Here is a 24,254-nt window from a genome sequence, read left to right as displayed (position 1 = left end):
GTTTCTACAACAGTGTGCGGCGGCACTCCGCTATCGGGATGCTCAGCCCCGACAACTTCGAGCAGGCACTCCGAACGGCTGCCTGAACCCCTCGTAAGCCCCTGTCCACCATTCGGGGTGAACCTCAATCAACCAGGTGCACCGGCACAGTCTCGATCCCAATACGTCTGCTCATGGTCGTACCGGCAACACCGACGCCAGCACCAAGCTCGCCTCAGTCACGACAAACGACGAAGTCGCCCACTCAGCTGAGTGCGGGTGCAGCATCAGGCGGCTGCACCGGCTGCGTAGCGCCCGGGTCCACATTGGCGGTTGGCGGTGCGGAACCCAGCGCTCACCCGCGCTGCGCGCCGATGACGACAACACCCCTGACCGCGCACAGGACGTGCTCACCCATATCGGCTCCTTCAGGTCACTGGGCGACTCGGCCGTCGTCGAGGATCAGCTTCGGTTCGTGCCCCGCCCGATCCCGCTTGATCTCCAGGTAACGGATGTTCTGGGGGGTCGCCGGCACCGGCACCTGACCGAGCACCTGCAGGCCGTAAGCTTCGAGCCCGACGCGTTTGGCGGGATCGTTCGTCAGCAGGCGCACAGAACGGATTCCGAGGTCGCTGAGAATCTGCGCCTCGGTGCCGTGGTCGGCGGAGTCCGCGGGCGGGCCGAGCCCCAGATTGGCGTCGACGGTGTCCGCGCCCAGCTCCTCCAGCTGGTAGGCCTGCAGTTTGTGCAGCAGCCCCATTCCCCGTCCTTCATGGCCCCGCATGTACAGCACGACACCTCGGCCCTCCCGCGCGACGGCCGAGAGGGCGGCATCCAGCTGGGGACTGCAGTCGCAGCGCAGCGAACCGAAGACGTCACCGGTGAGGCACTCGGAATGCACGCGGACGAGCACGTCCTCGCCGTCGGACAAGTCGCCGCAGACGAATGCGATATGCGCACGCTCGTCGTGGAGGGACGAATAGCCGATCGCGGTGAACTGCCCCGACGGCAAGGGGAGACGGGCCGAGGCAACACGTTCGACCAGTTTCTCGACCCGCCACCGATAGGCGATCAGATCGGCAATCGAGATCATTCTCAGGTCGTGCTGTTCCGCGAAGCGCTGCAGCTCCGGACCGCGGGCCATCTCGACCGGGTTGTCCTCACTGGTGAGCTCGCACAACGCAGCCACCGGGGCGAGGCCCGCGAGCACCGCCAGGTCGACGGCCGCCTCGGTGTGCCCCTTCCGGCGCAACACCCCGCCGGGCCTGGCGCGCAACGGGACGACGTGACCGGGACGGCTGAAGTCGCCGCTGGTGGACGCCGGATCAGCCAGGCCGCGAATGGTTCTCGCCCGGTCGCGTGCCGAGATCCCCGTCGAGATCCCGTGCTTAGCGTCGACCGTGACCGCGTAGGCGGTTCCCCGCCGATCCTGGTTGGTGTTGACCATCGGCGGCAGGTCGAGCCGGTCCGCATCCTCGCTCGTCAGCGACACGCAAATGTATCCGGACGTGTGGCGGACGGTGAATGCGACCAGCTCGACGGTGGCGAACTGGGCGGCGAAGATCAGATCGCCTTCGTTCTCGCGGTCTTCATCGTCGACTACGATCACCGGTCGCCCAGCGGCGAAATCGGCTATGGCCGCCTCGACTGCAGCTGTTCCGTGCACGGTTTCCTTCTTCAGTGAGTCGACATATGCGCGACAGCGGGACATCGGCCCGCGACGCTGCTCAAGGCCAGTCCCAGGAATTGACCGCTCGCTGACGATGACACGGACATTCACATCACCAGCTCCCGAAACTTGCTGCCGGGGAAGCCGGGAGTGAGACAACGTCGAGGTTTCGAACGTGCCCACTCGGAAAAGGACGAGTTCGTGATCCCGCCCGGCAGGACGCACCGATCATATGACCCTGTGTCCGGGTCAGAATAAAGAAGACCCAGCGGTCGCGACAGCGACAAGCTCTGAATGCGCGCTTGACCGGTATTCTCGAATCACACGAAGCTCCTGTCCGTACGGAGCGGTCCGCTCGAAGGAAGGCCGGTCGCCGGGTTCTGAACCGCGAAGGTGGTATCGGTCATCGTTGTCTCCAGATCACGGTCAGAGTCCGCGCACGGGCGCAGTGCTGGCCGACGTGCAGGTCGTCGGCCAGCACTCGCCGGTCCCCAGGCCGTAGGCGCGGCCACAACTCCGTCAGCAGGGTCGGCGGTTGGTCAGCCCAGCAGCTTGCCGCGGTAGCCCCAGTGCGAGGGCTCGATACCGTGGAGGACGATGGCTGTGTCGTTGGCAGCCTCGTCCCCGAGTACCGAGCCGACTGCCTGCGTCAGCGCCTCGACCATCTTCGCGCTGAACGTCTCGTCGTCGAAACGACTCTTGAAGAACGATGCTTCGATGTGAGCCATTGCTTTCTTTCTCCTCTTCCGTTGTTACCACGTGCGAAAGTCGTCTGAGCCCGGCTGGGGCCGGCCCCACCGTTCGCTGGCGCCGTTCTCGGTGAGTTCGTGGTGGTTGTTCGGTCAGGAATCCTCGGCCCGAGTCGGGTGCTCCGCTTCCTGGAAGTCGAGCGCCTCCGATACGGCTCGCAGATACCCGCTGAGCTCACGCCCGGCCCGCACGACGTGCCTGATGTTGGAGGGCTGGGCCAGGCGGCCGATGTCGTTGAGCACGTTTCCCTCGACTACGACGACATCGCCGACGGCACCAGTCCGCAGTGAGCCAAGATCCGGTCGGTCCAACAGCGACGCCGCGTTCGTCGTAGCGGTGGTGATCGCTTCTTCTGCGGACATGCCGTGCCGCACGTACAGCTCGAGCTCGCGCGCGTGCGCGCCGAACGGACACAGCGTGCCCGAGGAGTCGGTGCCCATCGCCACCTTGACCCCGGCCTCGCGTGCCAGTGCGAACGACTTCAGCGTGCGGTCGTGTGCTTCGCTGAGGTCCGCCACTCCTTGGGCGGTCAGGCCCCGGAGTGTCCCCTCCCGTTGACACCAGTCGTTGAAGGACATGGTGGGGACGAGGAAGGTCCCGCGCTCAGCCATCTCGATCGCCATCTCCTCGTCGAGATACGAACCATGCTCGATGGAGTCGACACCTGCGGCAAGGCTGCGTCGAATGCCTTCGGCAGAGAGTGCGTGCGCTGCGACCCGCAGGTCCAGCTCGTGGGCAGTCTCGACGATGGCGGTCAGCTCGGCGATGCTGTAGTTGGGCCAGCTCGGCCGTTCGCCCTTCGACATCCCGCCGCTGGCCATCACCTTGATGAAGTCCGCACCAGCCCGGGCTTGGAGGCGCACGAGCTTGCGGCACTCCTCGATGCCGTCTGCCGTGTCCCACTGTTCTCGTGGCGTGTACGGCGGATAGAACAGATCGCCGTGACCGTTGGTCATGGTGATCCACCACGGAGCGACCACCAAACGAGGTCCGACCGCCAAGCCTTCATCGGTGAAATCGCGAAGCTCGGGCTCTCCGGCGCCGCGGTGCCCCATGACACGCAGCGTCGTGAATCCGGCGGCGAGCGCTCGGTGGGCGTTGCGCAGCCCGTGCAGCAGCTTGGCCGGCTTGCTCACCTGGCCGCGGAAGACATCGCTCGCAATTACGTGCTGGTGATCGGAATTGGTCGTCAGGTGGACGTGGGCGTCGATCAGGCCGGGCAGGACGGTGCAACCTGCAGCGTCAAGCCGGGGAGTCCCCGGGGGGACCCTGTCCTCTGCCCGCGGCCCTGCGTAGGCCACTGTGCCTGCTCGGATGTGCACGAGTCCGTCGCTGTGATGCTGGCCCGGCCCCGACCACACCAAGCCGCCTTCGATCGCGATGTCGCCAGCAGTCATCGCGAGCCCGGGAAGCACGCTGGATCTGACATTCTCATCCCCTTAGAAGGTGTGGTTCTTTCCGCCGAAGACAGCGCTCACGGAACCGTCGGTGAAGATGCTGCTGATCGAGTCCGCGAGCAGCGGGGCACAGGAAAGCACCTTGATCTTGTCAGGGGCACCTGCGCGGAGCGGGATCGTGTCGGTGACGACGACTTGCTCGAAAGGCGACGCAGCAAGACGTTCGTACGCACGCCCGCTGAAGACCCCGTGGGTCGCTGCGGCGAGCACTCGTCGAGCACCCGCGTGCTTGAGCGCCTCTCCTGCCGCGCACAACGTGCCGGCGGTGTCGATCATGTCGTCGATCACGATGGCGGTCTTCCCGCGGACATCGCCGATGACGGTGGTGATCTCGGCGACCTGCTGCTGGGGCCGCTCCTTGTCCAGGATGGCCAGGCCGGCCCCGATCTGCGTGGCGAACTGCTTGTTGAGCTTCACCCTACCCGAGTCCGGAGCGACGATCACCAGGTCGTCGTCGAGGCCGGCGAAGTAGTCACTGAGGATGCCCAACGCCGTCATGTGGTCGACCGGGATGCCGAAGAACCCCTGCAACTGGCCGGCGTGCAGGTCCATCGTCAGCACTCGGTCAACACCCGTCGCCTCAAGTGCGCGAGCCACCATGCGAGCCGAGATCGGCTCGCGCGGAGCTGACTTCTTGTCCTGCCGCGAGTAGCCATACCACGGAGTCACTGCGATCACGCGGTGCGCGCTCGCGCCGACGGCGGCGTCCACCATCACCAGGAGCTCCAGGAGCGAGTCGTTCGCATTGACGCCCGTCTCTGGGTTCGCGCACATCGGCTGAACGATGAAGACATCCGCGCCACGGATTGATTCTTCGAACCTGCTGTAGACCTCTCCGCTGGAGAACGTCTTCAGGGTCACCTTGCCAAGCTCGATCTCAAGAAGCTCAGCGATGGCACCCGCCAATGGCGCGTTGGACCGGCCGGAGAACACCATCAGCCGCCTGCCCCAATTAGCCTGCAACGACGCGTTCATGAGCTCACCACTCCGCCAGTGCGGATTACGGGCGCCCGAGGGCGCATCCGACCTTCCTCGGTCAGTGGTCAGATTCACGATGCAGAAGCCTTTCTACTTCGGTCCGAAAAATCGGAGACGCTGCGGGTTCGACCGCCGTTACGTGCCCGCGCGGCGCTCGGTGGTCGCCAAGACGGCGTCGATCGTCGCCGCACTCGGCATGCCCGTGCGCGCGCCCGCCGACTCAACCGACAACGCCGCAGCAACCACTCCGCGCCGCGCCGCGCCGGCGACGTCCGTTCCCGCTGCCAAGCTGGCGGCAAACACGCCGTTGAAGGTGTCCCCAGCGCCGGTGGTATCGACCACTCGACGTGCCGGCCAAGCCGGGATCCGGGTGCTGACTCCGTCAGCACCGCACAACAGCACCCCGTCGGCACCCAGTGTGACTACCACCGGCGCTCTCGTATGCGATGCCACCGCGGCCGCCATCTTCTCCGCCGGCGGGTCTCCGGGCTCACCGAGCAGCTGGTAGAGGTCTCGCAGCTCGCCTTGGTTCGGGGTGATGATCGGGGCGAGCTTGAGGAGCTCTTGGATGCCGGGGGCGACAGGCGCCGGGTTGAGCACACACAGCCACCCCTGCGCGGTGGCGGCTTCGACCGCTTCGACGACTGCCGCGGCGGAGATCTCCGTACTCACCAGAACACACCCTGGCCACCCGCTCGCTCGCTCGATCGCGGCCCTCACGTCCCGAGCGCCCACCACCGCATTTGCACCGGCGGCTACGGCGATCTGGTTCTCCCCGAAGGGATCCACGACAATGAGCGCAGCTCCAGTAGCGGACCCCTCCTTGATCACGACATCGCTGACGTCGATCCCTTCGGCTCGCAGCTCGGCCAACGCAGCCACTCCGAACTCGTCAGGCCCGACGGCGCCGACGTAGCGGACGTCGGTGCCTGAGCGCACCGCCGCGACAGCGGCGTTGCCGCCCTTCCCTCCGCCGTGACGCTGCAAGTCCGCCCCCACCACGGTCTCCCCTGGTCCGGGAAGCCTGGAGGCGGCGACGACCATGTCGACGTTCAGCGCCCCGACGACGAGGAGGCGCCCGCCCCTGCCTGATCCGGCCGACCGCGCACCGTCGCTCAAGCTCACGACACCTTTTCCCCGAGCGCCGGCGCTTTTTGCGCCTGCGCGGTCCACGAGACAATCGCCGTCCACATCTCGCCGTAGTGCGGCCAGTCCAGGAACTCCTGAGGTGCCCAGTGCGGGGCGAGATCGGAGGCAAACGCCGCGGTCCTGCCGTCACCGTGCTGGCCCACGACCAACATCGGGTCCTCGCCCACCCGCGCCACGACGGTGGCGTCCGGCTTCGCGATGAGTTTGTTGTAGCCGAGAAGGTGGGGCCATTCCGGAGGCGTGCCGCCCAGGACCGGGTGATCAGGCTGGCAGACCTCCACCTCGACCCCCTCCGACCTCTCGACACGGTCGTCGTACGGGAGCATGGCTACGGGCAGCGGATCGGCGAGCGGGCTCATGCCGAAGCGGCCCTTGCCATCGATTCCGGTGAAGGAAAGATACCCCCCGACCATGACGAGCCCGCCACCTCGCTTGACGTAATCCGCAACCAGGCCAAGCCGGTTTGGCGACCTCTCCGATCGCAGGAAACTCTCGTCCGGCAGCAGGAAGGAGTTGGATCCGATGTCAGAGATGACGATTACGTCGAACTCGTCGATTTCCTCCGGCGAGCGGGGGAACCGCAAGGTGATCTCGTGGCCGCGGACGTAGGTGACGTCGAACCCAGCGTCATTCAGGCAGCCGAGGAAGAAGCCCGCGCCCTCCTCGTACTCGGTCGAGTGGAACTGGTCGAAGCCCTTCATGTGGATCGTGTGTTTCACCCACGACTCCCCCACGAACAGAACCCTGAGCGGCGACCCGATGGTGCTCATGAACTGGAACTCCCTTGCGCGAACTGGTTTCTGGTTGATGCGGCTTTGAGCTGGCGACCCAGCGCATGCGCCTCGCGGATGTCGATCCCGAGGTAGGTCTTCGCGGCCAGGGGCGCCAAGACGGGCGACGGGTTCACCGCGACCGAGTGCGGGAACGTCGTGAACAGCTCCACGTCGCTGGATGAGTCCCCGTAGACCACACACTCGTCGGCGGTCAGGTTGCGAGCAGCGAGAGCCGACTGGGTGATTGCCACCTTCGCCTCTGGCATCAGCGTCGCTGAGTTCTCCAGCGGGCTGCCCAACTCGACGGCCGAGCCGTAGGTCTCGTTGACGCCCCAAAGCTCCAGCCTGCGGACGAAGAACGTCGGCGACTGGGAAATCACGATCACGTCCTCGCCGTGAGATCGAATGCTCTCGAAGGTTTCGGCGACACCGTCCATCCAGGGCGAGCTCTGAAAGGCATCGTCGAAGTCGGCAGGGGATGCGTCCTTGCAGATGTCGAGGAGCTTCGACCAGAAGTCGGTGTCGGAGATCGTCCCCTCGCCCCATGCCCTCTCGATTTCCTGCCCGGCCTCGAGTTGGCCCATCTGGCGAGCCAGCTCGATCGTGGCGGTGCTCCTCAGGAGGGTGCCGTCCATGTCGAAGACATGGAGGCAGCCCACCTTGCTGGCCTCAGCGGATGTGTTCACCTTCAGGGCCGCCCTTCGGACGAGGAGGAGAACCGCGGCTTCTGATCGAGTACGACGGTCTTGTTCTCGAGGTACGGCAGAAGGCCGGCTACGCCGCCCTCTCGGCCGACACCCGACTGCTTGAAGCCGCCGAAGCCGATCCCGAAGTCTGCCCGGTTGCCGTTCTGCCCCACTGTCCCTGCGCGCAGGCGCCTGGCCACCTCGCGAGCACGGTCCGCGTCGTTGGTGAACACCGAAGCGTTGAGACCGAACACAGAGTCATTGGCGATCCGGATCGCGTCTTCCTCGTCAGCAGCGGCGATGACGGAGATCACTGGCCCGAAGATCTCCTCTTGGGCGATCCGGGAGGAGTTGTTCACATTCCCGAAAACGGTCGGCTCAATGAACCAGCCCCGGTCGAGGTCCTTGGGGCGGTTACCGCCGAACGCCAGAGTGGCCCCTTCGTCCTTGCCGATCTGGACATAACCCTCGACCCGCTCACGCTGTCGGCGAGAGGCCAGCGGCCCCATCTGGACGCTGGGGTCGAACGGGTTCCCCACCTTGACCCGAGAGAACCGCTCGGCGAGCGCCTCGAGCATCTCGTCGTGCCGATGGCGCGCCACGATCACCCGAGTCAGCGATGCACAGATCTGGCCGGAAACAAAGCACGCGCCCCCGGTCAGGCTGTCGGCCGCCGCGGCAATGTCCATGTCGTCGAGGACGACCGCCGCCGATTTGCCTCCCAGCTCGAGGGTGTACCGCCCGATGCGCTCGGCCATGATCCCCGCGATCCTCTTCCCCACCGCCGTAGACCCGGTGAAGGTGATCTTGTCCACGCGGTGATCGGTCACCAGCGCTTCAGAGGCATCCCTGTCAGCGGTGAGCACGTTAACCACGCCGCGGGGGAGGCCGACCTGTTCAGCGATCTCCGCGATGACATACGCAGCTCCCGGTGCCTCCGGTGACGCCTTGACGATCACCGTGCACCCGGCGAGCAGCGCGGGTGCCAGCTTCCAGGCGGCCAGGTGCATCGGGGTGTTCCACGGAATGATCGCCCCCACGACGCCTACGGGCTCCCCGACGATCATCCCGAAGCCTTCGCCCGAGCTGGTGGGCACCTCTTGCTCGAACGGATACCGATCGGCGAGATCCGCGTAGTAGTCGAACGCCCCAGGGACCTCCTGCAGGACGGCCGGCACAATGCCGGCGATGACCCCCGTCTCTCGGGGCCACAACTGGACCAGGTCATCGGAGCGTTTGGCTGCGGCCTGAGCGATGGCGCGAAGGAACTCCGCCCGCCGGCTCGGCGGCATCCGTGGCCACGGGCCGTCGTCGAAGGCCCGGCGTGCCGCTCCCACCGCCCGCGCGACATCCGCCGCTTCGGCCTCAGCGACACTGAAAAACCGCTCCTCCGTCGCCGCTTCGATCACGTCGATCGTGTGGGTCGTCGAAGGATCGACCCACTGCCCGTCAATGTAGAACTGCCCCGGATTCGAGATCGGCGCGCTGGGCGTCTTGATTGTCATCGGAATGCTTCGCCTCCAACTGGTCGGCTACCGCAGAGCTCGTGGTTGTCGTCAATTGCCGACCCGGCACTTCATCGGATCGCGCCCAGTCGGCGATGGGCGCGAGGCCGGTGGCCAAGGAACTGGACGCGGTGGACCAGCGACTCGCCGTCACACAGCGTGATCCAAAACCCCCTCGAAGGGCGTGGATTCGATTACCCGCCGACGGATGGCCTGGTACAGCGGACCGTTCTCCTCACGACTGGCCAACGCTGATGCCCAATCAGGGTCCGCAAGGAACGTGCCCCATTTGCGCTCCAGCTCAGCAAGGTCGGAGAACCGCATCGTGTAGACGACCTCATTGAAAGAGTTGTCGCCGATGGTGGTGCAACCCACCTGCGTCATCTCCATCCCGTGCTTCCTGAACAGCGGCACCACCACTGACGTGAACAGGTCGACGACATCTCGGAAACGACCTGCCGCCGGGATATACTCGCGAACCTCGTAAATCACCTTGTTGACCTCCTCTGCGGTCTTCGCCTTCTGAGCCCTCACGGCAATCGACGGGTGGACGTCCACGGCTGGTATCGCTCAGGCGCACTTGGAGACGCGAAGGGGGCTAGTCCGCGAACGCGGGAAAGACCTCTTCAGCCATCATCTTCATGTTCTTGACGATCGCGTCGGTGGGCTGACCGACCGCGATGAGGCACGCCAAGTGGTCCACTCCAAGCTTCTCGTAGGACTTGAACCGCTCGATCATGCGATCCGGCGTGGTCAACACCGGGTCGGCGTACTTATCCAGCAGGTTGTCCCTGGAGAAGGAATGCTGCTCAGGTGTCATATTCCCGCGGTGCACATAGTCTCGGCTCTCGCCGACATTGCGGGTGGCGAGCCGCTCTTCCTTGGTGTCGACCGTGCCGGGACCCTTGACCAGGGCCATGTAGTAGTTGTACTCGTTCACGACGTCGTCGAAGTACTCCAACGCCTCTTCCTCGGTACGACCGACCCAGGTGTGGCGGAGCACCATGACCTCACCGCGAGGATTCCCGGTCTTTTCGATCTCGTCGTTGTAGCTCCCGATGAGCTCCTCAAGGTCGCCGTAGGGCTCGAAGTTGCCGTAGTTCGGCGCCGTGATCAGATTCAGGCCCTGCTGAGCGACCCGGCGAACACCTTCGTTGCTCTGCGATGCGACCCAGATGTCAGGATGCGGCTTCGTCGCCGGCTTCGGGACCAGGGTCGTCGGCGGGAATGAATAGAACTGGCCGTCATGGGACACGTCGTCTTCAGCGAAGAGCCGACGGACGATCTCCAGCCCTTCTTCGTACATTGCCCGCTGGTTCTCCGGCTTCACCCCGAGCCGATCGAGTTGGAACCTGCTCCCGCCGCGTGCCACGCCGATCCCGATCCGACCTGGCGCGAGATGATCCAGCAGGCTCATCTCGGAAGCGACCAGGAGCGGGTTGTAAGCCGGCAGGACGACCACACCCGGGACGATCCGCAGCCGCTTGGTCCGCTGAGCCACGACCGTCGCGAACATCATCGCCGAGGGATTGGCTACGTAGTTCTGGAACTGGTTCTCGTTGATCGTGATCCCCTCGAAGCCGAACTCCTCAGCGGCATCGACGATCCTGAGCATGCTGTCCAAAACCTCGGACCAGGGCCGGGTCGTGTCCGGATAAAAGAACGGCGCCGTAACCCAGAACTTCATTGCCATCGTGTTTTCCTCAACTCTTGTTCGCTGACTTCCAAGGGGACCGCAGGACCAACCCCCGAGGCTCTCGGCGCGGCAGTCCACGCCATCGGGAAAGACCACGATGCCGTGAACTGCTTCATGAATGCCTCGCGGGTGAGTGATTCAGCTGACGGCCGCGCCGTCGGGTGCCGGTGCGGATCCGGTGACCATCGGCGCGAGGTAATCGCCGTACCATTCCTGCGGCACTGGTGCCTCACTGGCAGCGATCAGCTCAGAGAAGTCCCACTTCTTCAGCAGCTTTCCGTTGCGGAAGACGGGCTTGAGCAGGTTCTGCTCAGGGCTGACCGAGTCGCGCGGCACGGTCTTGTACTCACCGTCCTCCAGAACGAGGGCGAGCCGCCCGGCCTTGGACCTCTTGAAGCTGGCTCCGGTGGGCTGCTTGGAGATATCGCGCCACTCACCGTTGACGCACACGGCGTTTGCCTTCTGCGCGAAGTTGTTGGTGTCGCGGTTGACGTGCTGGAGGAGGCCGCCGCCCATGCCGAAGACGGCGTTGTCTGCCGCCAGGCCGCGGCGCTCCATCTCGATGAGGACCGCCCTGAGGCTCTCGCCGGTCACGCCGTCGCCCTGCACCACTCGGATGAACGGAGGGAGGATCTTGAAGCCCTTGCTGTTGACTTCGTAGCCGAAGGCGTCCATGAGCCACTCGGTGGTGTCGGAGGTGACCTGGACGACGTCGCCGGAGTCGGGGCGCGCGCCCACCAGGCCGGGGAAGTTCTGGATCAATTCCTTCAGCTCGCCGCCGAGGATCTTCTTGACGCAGTGCTCGTGGTCGTAGGTGTCGGTCAAGACCAGCGCGAAGCCGTTGTCGCGGTAGGTCTCGAGCATGTTCCGGATGGCGTCGACCTCGAAGTCTCGCCCCCAGGCGGTGAAGCCGGCATGCTCGGAGTTGGGGCCGGAGTTCGATGGAGCCACGGCGTTGTACCAGCGCTTGGCGGCGAGGATGCCCGGGGTGGTGTCGCTCTGGCTGAAGTTCACCAAGTGCGCCATGCCACCCAGCGCGGCGGACTGCTGCGAGCTGACGCCCCGTGCGCCGTAGTCGTGAAGCATGTGCCGGAGCGCTCCCTCGTTGTCGGAAGTACGTTCCAGGGCGGTGCGGATCACCTGCTTGCACAGCCAGCTCAGGGTGCCGATCGTGGTCGGGTACCACACCGCCCTCAGCAGGGCGGTCTCGAAGAAGCTGGTCACCCAGTGATACTTCGGGTCAGTGTTGATGAGCTGCACGAGCACGTTGTTGCTGGGCAGCACGGTGCCCTCGGGGATCGCCTCGATCTCGACGGGCAGATAGCCGCCGTGGTCGTTGATGATGCCCATCCAGTTGTCGCGGTTGAAGTGCATCCCCTGCTCGCGCATGAGGTACTCGGCCTCATCGACATCCTCAAGCGTCACGGGGCGCATCAGGTAATCCCGGATGAAGGCTTGGAGGCCGACGAACATCGTGACGGGGAACTCGCCGCCGCGGGACTCGATGTACGACGAGATGTACTCGGTGCCCGGCGGGTACAGCGAGTAGTGGCAATGCTTGTAGTTGTCGGTGTTGACGATGATGTTGTCGAACTGCTCGCCCAGGGACATCTTTGTCCTTCCTCTCGGTCGCCCCGCGACTGGAGTAGTCACCAGCAGTCGCCGGCAGGCCATTAACGATTCTACACAGGTGCCGAAGCATGCGGTCTGCGACCACGACTTTCGCTGCTCAGTATCGTTGACCCAGCGGGTAGAAACCTTTCTAGCGACCGGACTGTATCAGCGGCAGATCGGCTCTGTAAACGGTGAGTTTCGATCGGCCGGAGGGAACCAGGCCCGGGAGGACCCGAGCGGCCCGGCCAGGGGTACCTGACGGCGGTCGAGCTCTCGATCGAACTCGAAGATGTCGTGACCGTAGAGGTCGGAGATTCCGGTGCCACCACCCCCTACCGCGGATCACTGCTCGGCCGTCACTGGCCGCGCCCCCTCGTGTCCGGCGGGCTTGCGGCTCCAGGCCGCCTCAGCGGCCAGCGCCCGAACCGGGGCGCGGAGCGGCGATGCGCAGCGGCCGACAGACCCGCGCCACCCGCGACATCGGGGACGCTGCGCCACTCGCGGCCAGCCTAGTCCAGCAGTAGTTCTGGAAACCGTTCTATCTCTGAGCTGGAATCAGCTATGGTTACCCTTCGCGACGTGAACGAAGAGCCGCATGAGGACACGTGGGGGTGACTTGACCCGAAACTCGGGAGCCATGCCGACGCGCAGGCCCACGATGAAGGAGGTTGCTGAGCGGGCAGGAGTCGCTATCAGCACGGTAAGTTACGTGCTCAACGACAGCGGGCCCGTCGCGGCCGACCGGCGTGCGCGGGTGCTGGAGGCTGTCCGCGCGCTGGGCTATTTGCCCAACGAGTCTGCTCGCAACCTCAAGAGACACAGCGTGGCCACCGTCGGCCTCGTCGTCCCCGACCTGGTGAACCAGTACTTCGCGCTGATCGCCGAGGGAGTGGAACAAGCCGCGTCCGAGAAGGACGTCTTGGTGGTGTTCTGCACACCGGAAGCGACCGGTGGCAGCGAGTCCTGGAACAGCAGACTGCTGCGCAGTCAGCGCCTCGACGGGCTCATCTACCTCTCCGGGTCAGAGACGCGAATGGAGGCTCTGGTCGAGCTGACCCAGGTCGGCCCTGTCGTCCTCGTCGACGAAAAGCTCCCCGGATTCAACCTGCCGTCCGTGGTCTCGCAGAACCGTCGGGGCGCGAGGGAGATCGCCACCCATCTCACCTCGCTCGGGCACGAGCGCCTGGCCATCCTTGGCGGTCCGCTCGAGCTCTGGACGGCCGAACAGCGCCTCTCGGGCTACCGAGAGGCCATCGCCGCCGCCGGATTGGATCCCGATGGCATCCCCGTGCTCGTAGGTGACTACAAGATGTCGTCGGGCGAGCAGTTGGCCGCCGAGATCCTGAGCCGCCCGGCGGACGATCGGCCCACTGCTTTACTCTGCGCGAACGACCTCATGGCAATTGGGGCTCTGACCTACTGTCGCCGCGCTGGCCTGCGGGTGCCGGAGGACGTCTCGGTGGTCGGATTCGATGACCTGCCGTTCGCTTCCCTCCTGACGCCAGCTCTCACCACCGTCCGGCAGCCCGCTCGGGAGATGGGCATCCAGGCCGTCAAGCTGCTGCTCGGCATGGTCGACGGCACCGATCCGACCCCTCCCCCTCCGTCGCCGGTAACTCTGAAGATCCGGGAGTCGACAGGTCCCGTCTCCGTCCACTGACGAGCTTAAAAGCATCGATGCTCAGAGGTACGTGCCCCTAGAGCCGCCCGGCAAGGTTGTGGACTCGGCATCTGACACCCGGGGTGAGCCGGGACCGGCTGTACGTCGCCGCTTCCTGGCCAAGCGTTCACGACACCGGGCCAGGAAGCGTGCGAGACGAGCCGCCAGGATCAGGTGCGCGTGGATTTCTTCGCACGCAAGCCGAGGTAGAGCACGATCAACCCGCAGAACGCGGACGGAATTGCCAGGGTGAGGAACAACTGCTGATGACTCCATCCGGCGGACAGCATGCCGCCCACGATCAGCGGGCCGAGGATGCCTCCGACCCGGCCGATCCCCAGTGCCCACCCGACACCGGTGGACCGCACTTCTTCGGGGTAGAAGACGGCGGCGAGCGCGATCACGCTCTTCTGTCCACCTGAGACCGAACAGCCGATCAGGAAGATGGCGACGAGGACGAGCCACGCCGGTGCGCCGAGTACCGCGCTCATCAGTGCCAGGAAACCGCAGCCGGACAGGTAGAGCGTGGCGAGCGCGCCATACGCGCCGAGCCGGTCCATCGCGGGGCCGACCAGGAACGCGATCGCGATGCCGCCGATCGTGGTCATCGAGGAAGCGGTGGCCAGGGTGCCCGCCGAGTATCCGCGTTCGTGCAGAACGGTGGGCATCCAGCTCTGCAGGCCGTAGAACATCGCCAAATTGACGGCGAAGACGACCCACAACAGGACTGTGCCGAACAGCTGCCGACCAGAGAGGAGTTCGGACAGTTTGACTCGCTTGCGCGGGTCGGCGCTCGCCGCCTCGATCCGCACGGCGGTCGTATCCGGCAGCCGCCGGTCGATCCGCCGGCACAGGGCGTATGCCTTGGCGGTCTCGCCGCGGCGCACGTGGAAAGCCAGCGATTCCGGCAGCCGCCAGGTCAGCAAGCCCAGCAGAATGAGCGGCAGGATCGCTCCGGCGAGGAAGACCGAGCGCCAGCCGTGCATCGGGATGAGCCAGTCGGCGGCGTAATTGGCAGCCACGAATCCCAAAGAGAATCCACAGTAGATCGCCAGTACGAAACTGGCCCGGGCCCGTTTCGGGCTGTACTCGGCGGTGAGCGCGATCGTGCTCGGGGTTGCCATGCCGAGTCCGATGCCGGTGACGAGCCGGAGCACCAGGAGCTGATCGGGGTTGCGCACCCAGACCGAGAGCAGCGTGGACAGCGAGAAGACCGCCACCCCGGCGAGGACGAGCCGTTTGTGGCCGAACTTGTCCGACAGCGGAGCGAGCAGCAGATAGCCGATCATCAGGCCGACCAGCGCAGCGGAGAAGATCGTGCTCATCGTGCCGGTGGAAATACCCCAGTCTCGGGTGATGGCGGGGGCCATGTAATTGATCGCCTGGGTGTCGAACCCGTCGAGCAGCATGACCAGTCCGCACAGCAGCGCAACGGCGAACTGGAAGCGGCCCGGGCGGCGTTCGTCGATCAAGGCCGGGAGGCGCAACAGTCCCGGCGGCCCGGCGGCGGTGGCGGGAGGCGAAGTGTATTCGGGCATGGGAACTCCAGGTGCGAGAGGATCAGCCGACGGGGTACGGCACGGGCACGGCGGAGACGAACGCGTCGGAGTGGAACCGCTCGGGAGGAATGCCTCGCGCACGGCCCAGCTCCTCCGCAGCGGAACGGGTCATGGATTCACTGCCACAGGCGTAGACCTGGTGGCCGCCGAGGTCCGCGTGGTCGGCGATGACGACCTGCTGGACCCAGCCAGTGGCGCCTTCCCAGCCAGGGTGCGGCCGGGAGAGCACGGGCGTGAAACTCAGCCAGTCAAAACGGCCGGCCCAGGCTTGAAGGGTGGAGAACTGGTACAGGTCCTCGACAGTGCGTGCGCCCCAGTACAGGTGGACGGGACGGGTCAGTCGGCGCGCGATGTGGTCTAGGATGATCGACCGCATCGGCGCGAATCCAGTGCCGGTCGCCAGCAGCAGGATCGGGGAGCCGGCCCGGTCCGCCCCTTCGGCGGGGTCTTCGACGAAGAACTCGCCGAAGGGGGCTTCGATCTCTACGGTGTCGTGGAATTCCAGCTGCTGCAGGATCCTCGCGGAGAACGCTCCGCCGGGCTCGTGGCGCACGTGCAGCTGGGCGAGGTCATTGTGCTGGGGAGAGTTGGCCAGCGAATAGGATCTGGTGTCGCCGTCGTCCAGGATGACGTTGAGGAACTGGCCGGCGCGGAACGGCGTGCGCCGGCCGATCGGGTAACGCAGGTCGAGAATCGTGACGCTGGGCGCGACCTGGCGCCGGCGGTAGACGGTGGTGGTGAGCTTCTTGCGCACCGGAGGCGTGCGTGCCTCGATGCGGCGAGGGGCGATCTCCACGTCGCCGATCGGGCGCGCTCGGCATAGCCGGACTTCCGCAGGACCGCACGCTCGGCCGCTGCCGGGTATTTCCGCCTCTCCAGCCGTCAAGGTGCCGACGCAGGTGTCGCATACGCCTTTGCGGCAGGAGTAAGGGATTGCCCACCCCGCGGCCTCTGCCGCGTCGAGCACATTCTGTTCGGGCGCGCAGTCGAAGGTGATAGCGGTGTCTTTGACGCTGATGGCGGTCATCTCAGTCCTCCTGAACGGGCGGTGCGAGCAACCGGAGGGCGGAGAGCACGGCGCTCGGGTCGGCGGTGCCGCTCCCGGCTTTGTCGAAAACAGGGCCGTGACCGACGCTGGAGAACGGAATGCCCGCGCCGATCGTGATCGCGGCGGCGGTGCGCCCGGCCAGTGTCTTGACCGGGAGGTGCCCTTGGTCGTGGTACATCGCCAAGTACGCGTCCGCGTCCCGCGTGCCGCCGAGCAAGACGTCTGCCCCGGTCGGCCCCTCGACGTCAATGCCACGCGCACGCAAGGCCGCCACCGCAGGCTCGGTGACCCGGCGGTCGTCGTCCCCGAAGAGGCCATGCTCGCCTGCGTGCGGGTTGATCCCGAAAACGCCGATCCGTGGCGCGGCAATGCCCATCCGGCGCAGCGCCGCATGGAGAGCGACACCGGCCTGGACGACCAGCTCTGGGGTCAGCCGGCCTATCGCGTCGACGAGCCGTTCATGCAGAGTCACATGCGCGATCCGGACGCCGCCGCCGACCAGCATCAAGAAGACTTCGTCGATCGGCGTACCGGTCAGCTCGGCGATCAGCGGCGGGTAGCCCGCGAAGGCGATGCCGGCCTGGCGGACCGCGTTCTCTGAATGCGGGCAGGCGACGACGCCTCGGTAGCCGCCGTCCATCGCCAGCGCAACTGCCTTGGCGGCATAGGCGATGGTCGCTGCGCCTGCCGCAGCGGTCACTCGGCCGATGGCCAGCTCCGCGGGATCGAGTGCGCCGACGTCGATCACGTCGCACATTCCCGCGTCGGCCCTCGCCCCGGGGACCGCTGCCCGAAGGGCAAGGCCGGCCTTGCGGGCAGGTTCCACGAGGACGTGCCGGTCTCCCACCACGACCGGTGCGGCGGCGCCGAGCATCGCAACCGCTTTGACCGCGATGTCGGGGCCGCTGCCGTTCGGGTCACCGATGCTCAGCAGCGCTCTGCGCGGCTCGCTCACAGCGGAAGCACCAGCAATGTGTCGGTGCGGGAGCTGTCGCAGACCACCACCCGCTTTTTCAACAGCGCCGCGCCGTCGGCGAAGACGTACTCGTCAAGGTAGCGGCCGCTGGCGAAGACATCCGTCGGCCCGTTGCCGGCGATGCGAAGAACCAGGAAGGCGGTTTCGCTGGTGGCGCCGGACTTGCTCTCGGCGAGGATCGCAGGCTGGCCAAGCAGGTGCCGGTAGACGTGCGGCTCGTAGATGTTGGCTTCCTTGAGCGCGGAGATCCGGTCTTTGAGCATCGCCTTGTTGTCGGCCCAGATGAGGCCAGCGGGCAGGCCGCGGCGGTGATTGTCGGCGGTGGTCACCTTGTAGAAGGCGTCCTCGGCGAAATGCTCGGGCCAGTCTTCGATCGGGCCGTCGTCGATGGCGCGCACGTAACTGCCCTGGGCCCTGCTGATCAGCGTGAACGCGTCCATTACCGGCGCACTCCTTCGCACTCGTCGATCGAGAAACCCATGGCTTCGCGATAGACCTTCCAAAAGCCGCGGATCGAGGCCTCGGTTACCCTGCTCTCGCTGGAAACCGCCTGGTCGCCGCCCATCTGAACGGTGGCGAACTCACCGCTCGCGCCGGCGATGCCCCGCTGCACGAAGCCGCCGATCGCGCCGTCTTCCATCGAGACGAACCCGGCTGGGCCGACCAGGTTCGACTGCTTCATCCGCACCAGCTGCTGTTCCTCGGTGTCGTCCTCGAAGCCGAGGTAAGTCCAGTTGAGGCGGGTGGAGTCGACCGCGGTCGGGAGCACCTGGCGCACCGCGATGGAGTTCTGGATCTGCTGCAGCACGAATCCCGGCGAGACCGACAGGATCTGCAGGGTGACGTCGTCGCCGAACTCGCGGAAGCTGTTCACCAGCGAGGGGTCCTCGAGCTGGTATTCCGAGTCGGAGCGGATGCCTTGGTCCTTGTAGTGCTCAGCGGTCTTGGCTTCGGCCTCCCGGTTGATCGCCGACCAGCTCACGTGGTTGCCGCCGGACTCGGAGACGATGATGCCGCCCTTTTGGTTCAGCTTGTTGAGCCCGAAGGTGGTGAAGAACAGATGCAGGATGCTGGCGTGGTAAGAGTCCTTGACGTTCTCCAGGTACAGCTTCCAGTTGTTCGGCAGCGTCTGGGTGAACCGCCCGAGCACTACCGGCTTGCGCCCGCCGAGAACACGCTCGATCCGGTCGAGGATCTCCTGGCCGAGGTACTCCTCGATCGCGGGTACGTCGTTGTCGAGGCTGCCGAAGATCAGGCCGTGGACGTTCGCGAGGCGGAGCCGCCGCGGACTGTGCGCGGCCTTGCAGAACTCCTTGCGCATTCCGCCCTTGCCATTGATGCCGTCTTCGAAGGCAACGCCGGTGAGGTCGCCTTGGAGGTTGTAGGTCCAGGCGTGGTAGACGCACGTGAAGTCCTTGGTATGCCCGTAGTGCTCCATCGCGATCAAGGAGCCGCGGTGTGCGCACCGGTTTTCGAAGGCATAGATCTGGCCGTCGTGATCGCGGGTCACGAGCACCGGTTGCTCTCCGATGAAGGTGGCGCAGAAGTCTCCCGGCTCGGCGAGCTCCGCTTCCAGGCAGAGGTAGTTCCACGTGGGGCCGTGAAAGATGTTCTGCTGCTCGGCTCGATAGACGTCCTCGTCCTGGAAAACCCAGTACGGAACTTCGGTCAGCGACACAGGCCACGCGCGGCTCGACATGTCGGCACGCGCCGCGGCCTGCGACGCCGCCCCTGCCCCTCTCGACTCGTTCAACGCATTCCCTCCGGAGACACTTGACTAATTCCGTTCGGTATGCGAACGTATAACCGCTTTCCGAACATCTGCTTCAGTAGACGTGCCGCGGGGCGCGCATGTCAAGAGGAGGGCTGCATGGCAGTCGAAGGAATGGCCGGACTCGCCAAAGGGCTCGCTGTCCTCGAGGCATTCGGGACGGCCACGCCCCGGCTGACGATCAGCGACGCCGCCCAGGCCGCCGGGCTGAGCCGCGCCGCCGCTCGACGCTGTCTGACCACGCTTGCGGAAATCGGCTATGTCACCTTCGACGGGAAGTTCTTCTCCCCCACTCCCCGGGTCCTCCGCATCGGTGCCGCCTACACCGAGTCCGCAGCTCTCCCGCAGCTCGCACGACCACACCTGGCGGCTATCCGCGACGTGATCGACGAATCCGTCTCGCTGGCGGTCCGCGACGAAAACGACTCGCTGTTCGTCGCCCGGAGCGAGGGCACCCGGATCCTCAACAGCAGCATTCGGGTGGGCGCGCGAATCCCGCTCTATGCCTCCTCGACCGGACAGATCCTGCTCGGCGCGTTGAGCGAATCCGAGTTGGCCGACTACCTCGCCGCCGCGCCATTTCCAGCGCGCACCCCCAAGACGCCCACCACTGCCGACGCCGTCGCACAGCGCGTCAAGGACGCCGGTGCGGACGGTGTGGCCATCGGCGACGAGGAACTCGAACCAGGACTGCTCTCCATCGCCGTGCCGGTCCGCGACCCGGCCGGCCAGGTCGTTGCCGCCATCTCCATCAGCGCCTCGAGCTCCCGGGTCACTGTCGAGGAGTTCCGCGACCGTGTCCGGCCGGTCATGCAACAGCACGCGGCCGAACTCGGGCGGCAGCTCTGACTGGGAAGGAGCCGCAGAGGACACTGGGGTGACACGCCCGAAACTCGACAGCGCTCGCCGGGCACTGGTGATGTTGTTCGCCTTCGCCGCCCAGCGGCCGACGCCTCGGTGAAGGAGGTTGCTGAGCAGTGGGCGAGTCCGGTGCCCTCAGCACACCGGTAACTAGCGATGCTGCGGGACATGGGCCTCATCGAAGGAGCAACCGCTGCCACTACCACTCAACCGTGCACGCGGCTGCCCTCGCCCGGGCGGCTAGGCACGCCAGACCGGCCCTCTGCCAACGCTCGCACCCGTGTCCAGAGCACGAGCGAACCTCAACTGGACGAAGGATTTCCCAACGCCAGGCGCGAGGTACCAAGACAGGCTTCGTCGCATGACATCCCCGAACACGGGATGCACCACAGGTTCTCTCGGCACAGCGAGCGCCGCCGGCTTTCGCCCACGCCCGGGAACCGGATCCGGTCAACGGCTCCTTCCGGGCGATCCGCGATATCCAGGCGGCACAACGGAATCGGGGTGCTCACATCGGGCCCTCCGAGTGGCCTGCCCCGGCCGCGCCGGGCGACCGTGCGGTGAACACCATCGCGACGGTGGCGATCACGGCGCGGGTGGACAGACTGCGTCGCAGGGACGCTTCGCCGGACGTCATCGATTCGCTCCATAGTGGACGTAATGGAGAACGTCGACGTAGCCGGTTTGCCTGCCGTTGCGGCCGTTTGGCGCACGTTCTGCCCGGTGGAGGCAGCACGCCTGCGGCACCGCACGACTGTCCGTTCGAGGTATCCCGTATGGAGGAGTCAGTAGGCGCCGGACAGCAGATGACCGGCGTCCGGCACCGTGGTGTCGAGACGCAGCGTGGTGAGGATGCGATGCACGGTCGCCGCGGCCGCGGTGACCACTGGCACGCCGAGCTTGTCCTGCACCGGCTCGATCGCGGACAGCGAGGGCATCTGGACGCACGCGGACAGGACGACAGCGTCCGCACCCGTGATGTTCAGGCGCTCGACATGGTCGAGCAGGTCGGCGGGGTCGAGGCGGCCCACTGCGAGGTTGTCCGCCACTTCCAGGCTCAGCGCGTCGGTCACCTCGATCGACTCGCTCTCCAGGTATCCGGCGACTTGAGCGGTCAGCTGCTTCAGGTACGGCGTCACGATCGCCACCTTTTTGGCGTCGATCGTCTTGAGACCGGCGACCAGCGCCCCGGCCGAGCTGATCACGGGCGTCGGTGCCCCGTTAGCCTCGGCCACCTCGCCGAGCCGCTGCTCGGACACGCGGTGGTAACCCGGCCCCTGGCACATGATCGCCACCAGGCATGCGTAGGCGAGCACATCGCACCGCGCGTCGCTGAGCTCGACGGCACAGCGGTCGCTGTCGAGGTCCATGCGCTTGAGCTCGTCGGGATCCACGTGCATCATCCGCATCCGCGCGGAATGGAACGTGAAGCGCTCTTCGGGGAAGAGCCGGTGCCGCGCGTGCAGCATCGCGGGAATCTCGGTCTCCATCGTCGTGTTCGAACTCGGCACGATCTGGCCGATGCGGAAGTTGGTGGTCATGCGTTCTCCTCGGAAACGGGGTGGTGGTTCGCGTCGAGTTCCTCGCCGCCGGTTTCGCGCAAAGTGAAAACGAGGCCGGCGGCGAGGAGGTAGGTCACGGAGGCCAGGCAGTAGGTGAGGGCAAAGCCGGCGACGGGCACCAGCAGCGGCACGACGACGATTCCCGCGATCGCCCCGACCCGCCCGAAGTTGAAGCAGAACCCGGCCGCGGCAGCCCGGACACGGGTGGGGAACAGTTCGGCGTACCAGGCGCCGAATCCGCTGAAGTACCCGGTGAAGAAGCCGAGCAGGGCCGAAAGCCCGCCGACGATCGCGACGTTCGTTGTCGTCCAGGCCATTCCTCCGTCGCTCAGCGGGATCATGCGCACGCCGTAGGCGAACAGCGGGATCGAGACGGCGATGCCCACGAAGAAGAACGCGAATGCCCGCCTCCTGCCGATCCGCTCGGCGAGGGCACCGAACAGCAGGTAGCCGACAGTCGCGCCTACCCCTGTCCACACCAGGAAAACCGGTGCCTGGTCGATCCGGACGTGCAGCACGCTCTGGAGGAACGTCGGTGTGAACGTCATGATCACCCAGTAGCCGAACATGCCCAGGACGGAGATCGACAAGGCTTTCGCGGTGGTCGCGCGGAGTTCCCGCCGGAAGATCGCCGCGATGCCGGGCCGGGCGGTTTCGCGTCCGCCATGTGCTTGCTCGGCGATCCAGACGGGAGATTCGCTCACCGCGACGAGAATGCCGAGAGCGACGACGTACGCGGGGATCGCGGCGATGACGAACAGCTTGCGCCATGACGCCGGGTCGGCGGGATCCAGCACGGTCCAGGCGAGGACCGCTGCCAGGAGGTTGCCCGCGGACCATCCGGTCTGCATGACCGCGATCGCCCACGCGCGTTTCCGCGTCGGCCAGACTTCGCTGACCAGCGCGACCGCGGCCGACCACAGGCCGCCGACGCCCATGCCGACCAACAGCCGGTAGACGCTCAGCTCCACGACATTGTGCGCGAAGCCACAGAGCAGGGTTCCGGTCGCATAGGTGACGACCGATACCAGCAACGTGCGTTTCCGCCCGATGCGGTCCGAGAGGTAGCCCAAAAGATAGCCGCCGAAACCGGTAGCCAGCAAGAACCAGGCGACGGAGGACGCTACCTCGGCGAGTGTGGTGTGGAACGTGTGCGCGACCGCGAGCAGGACGAAGCTGAACACTGCGGCGTCGAGCGCGTCGAAAAGCCAAGCACCCCAGCAACCTCCGAGCGTTTTCCAGCGCACGGAAGGTGCGACCGGGCCCATGCCGGCAGACGGCGACTCTGGCGAGTCAGCACGGATCATCGATGTCCCCTCTCTCCCTTGTTCCCATGTTCCGGTGCCAGTGCCCGACGGCTGGTCCTGAGCGGACGATGAAGATTAAGCAGGACGCGTTGCCGTTGCACAGCAATGATTCGCGAGACCGCCATCACCTGCCGTCATGGCTGGAGGGCGCGTCCTTCGTCGCTGAGGAGGTGTTCGAACATGAGCCGCGCCGCGGGTGGCAGCGCCTCGGCTCGGCGGACGCACAGGGACAGGTCGCGGCTGGCCCACGGCTCGTCGAGAGCCAGCGTTCTGGTGCCGGTCAAGGCGTACCCCACGAGGTTCCCGGCCGGAACGACGCCGATCCCCAGGCCGCATTCGACCATCCGGCACAGGGCGTCGTAGGACGCGACTTCGATCTGATGCCGCAGCGTCCGCCCGGCTTGCCCGGCGGCGGTCAGCATCTGCAGCCGCAGATGCGTTCCGGTGCGGAGCACGACGTGCTCGTGGTCGAGCGTTTCGGCAAAGCCGACCGAATCGCACGCGGCCAGCGGATGCCGTTCCGGCACCAGCACCTTCAGCTCGTCTCGGCGGAACGGGTAGACCTCGATGTCGGCGTGGTACGGCAGGCTGGTGAACAGCCCGATATCCGCCCGGTTCTCGGCGACCGCCTCGGTGATCGCGAGACTGTCCTGTTCGAGCACCTGCAGCCGGACGCCGGGATAGCGGGCGGCGAACGACGCGACCAGCGGCGGCACGAAGGTCGACACCGCGGAGATGTTCGCCAGCAGACGCACGAGCCCGCGCGCCCCGGACGAGAAGTCCCGCATCCGTCGCGTCAGGTCTGCCAGGTCGTCGAGCACCTGCCGGGCCGAGACCGCGAAAGCGGCACCGGCCGCCGTCGGGGTGATTCCGCGGTTGGTGCGCACCAGCAGTTCCGTTCCCAGCATCTGCTCCAGATCGCGCAGCCGCCTGCTGATCCCGGCGGCGGCGAGATGCTCGCGGTCGGCGACTTCGGCGATCGTGCCGTGGTCGACCACTTGCACGAACAGTTTCAGGGACGTCGGGTCCAGCGTCATCGCTCCGGTCTCTCCTTTCACCGATCTGAGCATTCCCAGGTTGCTCCTGGCTCGTTTCGGCAGGGTGCGGGAAAGTAATGCGATCGGGAGGCTTCGCCCGAAAGGATACGCATCCCCGGGCCCGCCGCAGACATCCCGCGGGAACGCCGGGAATCCCGGGTTCGCGAAGCAGCCCCGTGCTTCGGATCCTTCGACGAGTTGCCCGCCGAGTGCGTGC

At 66.0% G+C, this 24,254-nt stretch carries 22 protein-coding genes; 2 read left to right on the top strand and 20 right to left on the bottom strand.

The window, feature by feature from the left end; translation table 11 throughout:
* Nucleotides 1-412: 412 nt before the first annotated feature.
* The 11 genes from PUT80_RS15890 to PUT80_RS15840 form a co-directional block, all read right to left on the bottom strand.
* Nucleotides 413-1,690 carry a bifunctional 3,4-dihydroxy-2-butanone-4-phosphate synthase/GTP cyclohydrolase II gene (locus PUT80_RS15890; RefSeq protein WP_275292518.1) on the bottom strand — a complete coding sequence of 426 codons (1,278 nt, stop codon included), beginning with the start codon at nt 1,688-1,690 and terminating at the stop codon, nt 413-415.
* Nucleotides 1,691-2,187: 497 nt separating this feature from the next.
* Entirely contained in the window at nt 2,188-2,376 is a 189-nt protein-coding gene (locus tag PUT80_RS15885; protein ID WP_037817688.1) for a hypothetical protein, read from the bottom strand.
* Between the two features lie 114 nt (nt 2,377-2,490).
* Nucleotides 2,491-3,795 (bottom strand): amidohydrolase family protein, encoded by a 1,305-nt coding sequence (locus PUT80_RS15880; protein ID WP_275292509.1) that lies wholly within the window; start codon nt 3,793-3,795, stop codon nt 2,491-2,493.
* Between the two features lie 42 nt (nt 3,796-3,837).
* Nucleotides 3,838-4,830 (bottom strand): ribose-phosphate pyrophosphokinase, encoded by a 993-nt coding sequence (locus PUT80_RS15875; protein WP_027927859.1) that lies wholly within the window; start codon nt 4,828-4,830, stop codon nt 3,838-3,840.
* A 138-nt stretch (nt 4,831-4,968) separates the two neighbouring features.
* Nucleotides 4,969-5,958, bottom strand: a complete 990-nt coding sequence (locus tag PUT80_RS15870) for a ribokinase (RefSeq protein WP_037817689.1) — start codon at nt 5,956-5,958, stop codon at nt 4,969-4,971.
* Nucleotides 5,955-6,752: a glutamine amidotransferase gene (locus tag PUT80_RS15865; protein ID WP_037817691.1), complete on the bottom strand. Its 798-nt coding sequence runs from the start codon at nt 6,750-6,752 to the stop codon at nt 5,955-5,957. The genes PUT80_RS15870 and PUT80_RS15865 overlap by 4 nt, the downstream gene beginning before the upstream one ends.
* On the bottom strand, nt 6,749-7,441 hold the full coding sequence (locus PUT80_RS15860; protein ID WP_199817982.1) for an HAD-IB family phosphatase: 693 nt from the start codon (nt 7,439-7,441) through the stop codon (nt 6,749-6,751). The genes PUT80_RS15865 and PUT80_RS15860 overlap by 4 nt, the downstream gene beginning before the upstream one ends.
* A gap of 2 nt (nt 7,442-7,443) precedes the next feature.
* Nucleotides 7,444-8,946 (bottom strand): aldehyde dehydrogenase, encoded by a 1,503-nt coding sequence (locus PUT80_RS15855; protein ID WP_275292505.1) that lies wholly within the window; start codon nt 8,944-8,946, stop codon nt 7,444-7,446.
* Nucleotides 8,947-9,096: 150 nt separating this feature from the next.
* Nucleotides 9,097-9,504 carry an NIPSNAP family protein gene (locus tag PUT80_RS15850; RefSeq protein WP_020661398.1) on the bottom strand — a complete coding sequence of 136 codons (408 nt, stop codon included), beginning with the start codon at nt 9,502-9,504 and terminating at the stop codon, nt 9,097-9,099.
* Between the two features lie 40 nt (nt 9,505-9,544).
* A complete protein-coding gene (locus tag PUT80_RS15845; protein WP_027927861.1) occupies nt 9,545-10,639 on the bottom strand; it encodes an LLM class flavin-dependent oxidoreductase in 1,095 nt (364 codons plus the stop codon).
* 141 nt (nt 10,640-10,780) lie between these two features.
* Nucleotides 10,781-12,253 carry a nicotinate phosphoribosyltransferase gene (locus tag PUT80_RS15840; RefSeq protein ID WP_020661400.1) on the bottom strand — a complete coding sequence of 491 codons (1,473 nt, stop codon included), beginning with the start codon at nt 12,251-12,253 and terminating at the stop codon, nt 10,781-10,783.
* Between the two features lie 598 nt (nt 12,254-12,851).
* Between PUT80_RS15840 and PUT80_RS15835 the strand changes: the two genes are divergently transcribed.
* Entirely contained in the window at nt 12,852-13,916 is a 1,065-nt protein-coding gene (locus PUT80_RS15835; RefSeq protein WP_107051162.1) for a LacI family DNA-binding transcriptional regulator, read from the top strand.
* Nucleotides 13,917-14,086: 170 nt separating this feature from the next.
* Here the strand turns inward: PUT80_RS15835 and PUT80_RS15830 are convergent, their stop codons facing one another.
* From PUT80_RS15830 to PUT80_RS15810, 5 genes are read right to left on the bottom strand one after another with little or no spacing between them, the layout of a single operon-like run.
* Nucleotides 14,087-15,454, bottom strand: a complete 1,368-nt coding sequence (locus tag PUT80_RS15830; protein ID WP_101438503.1) for an aromatic acid/H+ symport family MFS transporter — start codon at nt 15,452-15,454, stop codon at nt 14,087-14,089.
* A gap of 22 nt (nt 15,455-15,476) precedes the next feature.
* Entirely contained in the window at nt 15,477-16,502 is a 1,026-nt protein-coding gene (locus PUT80_RS15825) for a 2Fe-2S iron-sulfur cluster-binding protein (RefSeq protein WP_275292498.1), read from the bottom strand.
* A gap of 1 nt (nt 16,503) precedes the next feature.
* Entirely contained in the window at nt 16,504-17,478 is a 975-nt protein-coding gene (locus PUT80_RS15820; protein ID WP_037817694.1) for a 4-hydroxythreonine-4-phosphate dehydrogenase PdxA, read from the bottom strand.
* The gene (locus PUT80_RS15815; RefSeq protein ID WP_020661405.1) at nt 17,475-17,939 is read right to left on the bottom strand and encodes an aromatic-ring-hydroxylating dioxygenase subunit beta; all 465 of its coding nucleotides are present in this window, start codon (nt 17,937-17,939) and stop codon (nt 17,475-17,477) included. The genes PUT80_RS15820 and PUT80_RS15815 overlap by 4 nt, the downstream gene beginning before the upstream one ends.
* Complete coding sequence (locus tag PUT80_RS15810; protein WP_240690817.1) at nt 17,939-19,252, bottom strand: aromatic ring-hydroxylating dioxygenase subunit alpha; 1,314 nt, start codon at nt 19,250-19,252, stop codon at nt 17,939-17,941. The genes PUT80_RS15815 and PUT80_RS15810 overlap by 1 nt, the downstream gene beginning before the upstream one ends.
* Before the next feature lie 117 nt (nt 19,253-19,369).
* Here PUT80_RS15810 and PUT80_RS15805 point away from each other — a divergent pair, with 117 nt between their 5' ends.
* A complete protein-coding gene (locus tag PUT80_RS15805; protein WP_078870664.1) occupies nt 19,370-20,119 on the top strand; it encodes an IclR family transcriptional regulator C-terminal domain-containing protein in 750 nt (249 codons plus the stop codon).
* A 520-nt stretch (nt 20,120-20,639) separates the two neighbouring features.
* Here the strand turns inward: PUT80_RS15805 and PUT80_RS15800 are convergent.
* From PUT80_RS15800 to PUT80_RS15785, 4 genes are all read right to left on the bottom strand, one after another.
* The gene (locus PUT80_RS15800) at nt 20,640-20,768 is read right to left on the bottom strand and encodes a hypothetical protein (protein WP_275292493.1); all 129 of its coding nucleotides are present in this window, start codon (nt 20,766-20,768) and stop codon (nt 20,640-20,642) included.
* Between the two features lie 148 nt (nt 20,769-20,916).
* A complete protein-coding gene (locus tag PUT80_RS15795) occupies nt 20,917-21,672 on the bottom strand; it encodes an aspartate/glutamate racemase family protein (protein ID WP_275292491.1) in 756 nt (251 codons plus the stop codon).
* Complete coding sequence (locus tag PUT80_RS15790; protein ID WP_037817699.1) at nt 21,669-23,000, bottom strand: MFS transporter; 1,332 nt, start codon at nt 22,998-23,000, stop codon at nt 21,669-21,671. The genes PUT80_RS15795 and PUT80_RS15790 overlap by 4 nt, the downstream gene beginning before the upstream one ends.
* A 134-nt stretch (nt 23,001-23,134) precedes the next feature.
* A complete protein-coding gene (locus tag PUT80_RS15785) occupies nt 23,135-24,037 on the bottom strand; it encodes a LysR family transcriptional regulator (RefSeq protein WP_275292489.1) in 903 nt (300 codons plus the stop codon).
* Between the last annotated feature and the right edge of the window lie 217 nt (nt 24,038-24,254).

The organism is Amycolatopsis sp. La24 (assembly GCF_029087445.1).
In the GTDB taxonomy this organism is placed as follows: domain Bacteria; phylum Actinomycetota; class Actinomycetes; order Mycobacteriales; family Pseudonocardiaceae; genus Amycolatopsis; species Amycolatopsis nivea.
This window is presented reverse-complemented; position numbering and strand designations above follow the sequence as displayed.